The following is a 3,896-nucleotide window of genomic DNA, read 5'->3' as shown; positions in this document are numbered from 1 at the left end:
GCGATGACGACACCTACTTCGACAACTTCGACTTCACCGCCGGCGTCGCCCTCGGTGAGGGCAACGAACTGAAGCTCAAGGGCAGCGAATGGAAGGTCGATGTGGACTGGAAACCTCTCTCCTTCTCTCAGAACGGCGAAGTCAAAGCCGCAGGCATCGTGTTCGCCGGTTACGGCATCGAAACCCCAGACGAGGCCACTGGCACCGACGGCAAGAAGATCGAAACCTACAGCAGCTACGCCCACCTGGACGTGAAGGACAAATGGGTCCTCGTCTTCCGCTACCTGCCTGAAGGCATCACGCAGGAGCGCCGCAACGATCTCAGCCGCTACGCCAGCCTGCGCTACAAGGCGCTCACCGCTCGCCAGAAAGGCGCACGCGGTCTCATCGTCGTCAGCGGCCCCAATTCCAAAGTGGTACAGCAGCTCTCACCGCTCACGTTTGACGCCTCCCTCGCCACCAGCGGCATCGCCGCCATCAGCATCACCGATGCCGTGGGCGACAAGCTCCTCGCCAGCGCCGGCAAGAACCTCAAGGAACTCCAAGACAAGCTCGACAACGGCGACCTCATGGGCGGCATCGATTGCAAAGGGCTCACGCTCGCCGCAAACATCGTCATCCAGCAGGAGAAGAAAAAAGGCCGCAACGTTCTCGGCGTGCTGTCCTACGGCGACAAGCCCGATCCCCACGTCGCGCCACTCATCGTCTGCGCGCATGTGGATCACCTCGGCAGCAGCGGCGGCTCCAATTCGCGTGCCAAGGGCGATGAAGTGAACAAGATCCATCATGGTGCTGACGACAACGCCTCCGGCACCTCCGCCGTTCTCGAAATTGCCCAGTGGCTCGCCGACTTGAAAAAGCAGGGCAAGCTCACCCTCAAGCGCGACATCATCTTCGCCGCTTGGAGCGGTGAAGAACTCGGCCTGCTCGGCAGCAATCACTTCGTCGAGGTCTACGCCAAGATGATCAAGGGCGATCCCAACGCGAAACTCACCGGCATGTTCGCCGCCTGCCTGAACATGGACATGATTGGCCGCTTCCAAAAGACGCTCGTTATGCAGGGACTGGGCAGCAGCTCCATTTGGGCCAAGGAAATCGAAAAGCGCAACGCACCCATCGGTCTGCCCATCACCACGCAGAACGACGCCCACCTCCCCACCGACAGCACTGCGTTTTATCTGAAAGGCATCCCCTCCCTGAACGCCTTCACCGGCTCCCATGCCGACTACCACATGCCCAGCGATACCGCAGACAAGATCGACTACGTCAACGCCGCCAAGATCGCCAAGCTCATGGGCCTCATCGCCCGTGGCATCGCCACCACCGATCCAGCACCCGACTACATCGCCATGGAGGCCCCAAAAAATCAGGGAGCTCGCACCGGCCTCCGCGCCTACCTCGGCACCATCCCCGACTACGCCCAGGGCGACATCAAAGGCGTCAAACTCAGCGGCGTCTCCCCCATCGGCCCCGCCGCCAAAGCCGGCGTCAAAGCCGGTGACATCATCATCAAACTCGGTGGCAAGGACATCACGAACATCTACGACTACACCTACGTCATGGGAGATCTCAAGATCGGCAAGGAGACAACCATCAGCGTCCAGCGCGAAGGCAAAGAAGTGCAGATGAAGATCACCCCCGGCTCGCGCGATTGACGGGCTCCGCTCACGGCCTGAACATGAATTCCCTCGTGTTCAGCAGCGCCCACGCGATGTCCGCGTCCGCAGTCAGCGGCGCCTCATTCCGGTGCTGTTGGGCGATGGCTTTTTCGAGGCCATTGGGATACCTCCCGAGGATCGAGAGGAACAGGTCCTCAGTGGAACGATCTGCCGGCCCGGGTGCTACCGCGAGTTCCACGTCCGCGCTGTTCATCATGAAGCGGGCGAGTGCATGCGAGATCGGAGTGATGCTTTCGTCAGACCACTCTCGTGTGCCACGGCCCAGCATGCGCAGGGGATGCTCCTGCGGCGGCACCTGCGGCAGTTGAGCGCTTTTTTCTGCTGACATCGTATCCCAGATCACTTCAGCAGGCAGGCGGCGGATGTGAGGCGCGGGAGCCATGTAACCGCTGCGATCAGGATCCACACCCATGCGTCCGTAGGCACGGGTGCGAGCCAGGATGCGCTGAAATACGCCAATGCGGTAGCCACAGTGACGGAAGACCTCCGCGAGCGCGACCTCCACATTTTGTGCCTTCAGTGAGGATGGCTCCAGACCGATCCACGCGATCCTGTTGGGATGCTGGGCACCGTAGCATTTCCGGAAAGTCACAGGGATGTCTGAATTCTCATGGACCTCTTCCCAGCTTGGGGCCGGATCACTGCCGCCGACGGTATGGTCCACATTTTGTCCGGGCATGCCAAAGAGGCCGCTCCAGACCCGCAGGGCCTCCACGAAGGCAAAGCGACGACTGCTTTCCTTGGTCAGCCATTGGGCAACGAAAATGCGCTGGTCTTTGCCTGGCTTGACAGGAGGAGGGACCTCTCGAGACAAGCGCAGCAGTTTCGGCTTTACGCGCTCTCCCGGTTTTCCATCGCGATACCAGTAAGTCGAAGGCAGCCGGATGTTGTCGACTTCATCATTGGCAGTAAAACAGGCCGCAAACTGAAGGGCTTCCATCTGCACATGATCGTTGTAAGCGTTGTCATGGCACTGCGAGCAGTGCATGTCCTCCCCCACCACGGCAAAGGCGGTTTCCACGGCGGTACGGTACGCATTGCCTTTGTCACGTCGGCTCATGTGGCCCTCGCCGACCATGTAGGTGATGATTTGATCGTAGGGCCGGTCATCCAGCGCGGCCTGTCGCAGCCAGGCGATCACGGCTTCATCGTCTTTCACACGAAACGTTTCCGCCAGCATGCGAAAGCGGGTTTCAGCGGCTGCGGGTTCCTTCACCAGGGCATCCGTGAGCACGGCGCGTTTGTTTGGGGATGCACTCGTGAGGAAGGTTTTCACCTCTTCGGGCCTGGGCAGTCTTCCTGCCAGATCAACGCAGGCCCGACGCAGAAAGGTGGCGTCATCCGCCTCTGGGGGCAGAACTAGTGAGAGTGGACGTTTGTCGTACCGACTCAGTGCCGCCGCATACTCACGCTCCAGCGCGGTATCGATGTAAGCCGCCGCAGTCTCGGGAACAATGTCGGCGAGCAATGAGGAGCCCAACAAGAGCGGCAGGCAAAAGAGCAGTTGGCGTTTCATGCTGGCAGCAACGGCTCACAAGTCATCTTCTTAGAGGTTCTTTGAATGCCTTTTGCCAGCAAAGTCACTCACGGGCGAAACATGAACTCGTTGGTGTTCAGCAGTGACCAGGCCACGTCCTCGTTGGAAGATCCATTGCGAACGATGGCCGTTCGTTCGCGTTCAGTGGGTTCACGGCCCAGCAATTCCAGAAACATTTCCTCTGCGGGCCCTGCCTTGGCAGCCTTCTGGGCGACGAAGCGGTCGTTCATCATGAAGCGCACGAGTTCATGCGAGAGCGGTGTCCGGCTTTCATCTGTGTATTCGCGCGTGCCACGGCCCAGCATGTGCAGCGGGTGCTCACGTTCCGGCACCTGCGGTAGCTGGCTGTCATCTTCAGCCGTGAGTGTTTTCCAGATCACTTCGGAAGGCAGTCTGCGGATCTGCGGTGCCGGTGCCAGGTAGCACTCTCTCCAGTTCGAGTTGTAGTCGATGCCGGAGCGCCTGTATGCCTCGGTGCGCGCCAAGATGCGCTGAAATTCTGCAAGGCGGCCGCCACACCTCAGAAACTCTTCCGTAAGCAGCTTGGTCGATTGGGTGAAATCGCTCGCAGAATTGAGCTGCAGTCCCATCCACGTGGCCGCTCCGCGCGGCGATCCATCAAAGCAGCTCCGGTGATAGTGATCGGGAGTGCTTTCTCCATGATAGCCATGCCACGGCGG

At 60.1% G+C, this 3,896-nt stretch carries 3 protein-coding genes; 1 reads left to right on the top strand and 2 read right to left on the bottom strand.

What is annotated here, in order from left to right; genetic code table 11:
- The coding region (locus tag ACIREA_RS28165; RefSeq protein ID WP_397385645.1) for a M28 family peptidase at positions 1–1,655 on the top strand (1,655 nt) is incomplete at its 5' end.
- 10 nt (positions 1,656–1,665) lie between these two features.
- Here the strand turns inward: ACIREA_RS28165 and ACIREA_RS28160 are convergent.
- Together ACIREA_RS28160 and ACIREA_RS28155 are read right to left on the bottom strand one after the other, a co-directional pair.
- A complete protein-coding gene (locus ACIREA_RS28160; RefSeq protein ID WP_397385644.1) occupies positions 1,666–3,195 on the bottom strand; it encodes a DUF1549 domain-containing protein in 1,530 nt (509 codons plus the stop codon).
- A 68-nt stretch (positions 3,196–3,263) separates the two neighbouring features.
- A partial coding sequence (locus ACIREA_RS28155; RefSeq protein WP_397385643.1) for a hypothetical protein occupies positions 3,264–3,896 on the bottom strand: 633 nt, incomplete at its 5' end.

Origin of the sequence: Prosthecobacter sp., assembly GCF_044373815.1 — a bacterium.
GTDB lineage: Bacteria > Verrucomicrobiota > Verrucomicrobiia > Verrucomicrobiales > Verrucomicrobiaceae > Prosthecobacter.
Note: the sequence above shows the minus strand (reverse complement) of the source record. Positions and strands in the feature narration are given on the sequence as shown.

Coding starts and splice junctions, on each gene's coding strand:
- ACIREA_RS28160 (WP_397385644.1), bottom strand. CDS start 3,195: ATGAAACGCCAACTGCTCTTTTGCCTGCCGCTCTTGTTGGGCTCCTCA.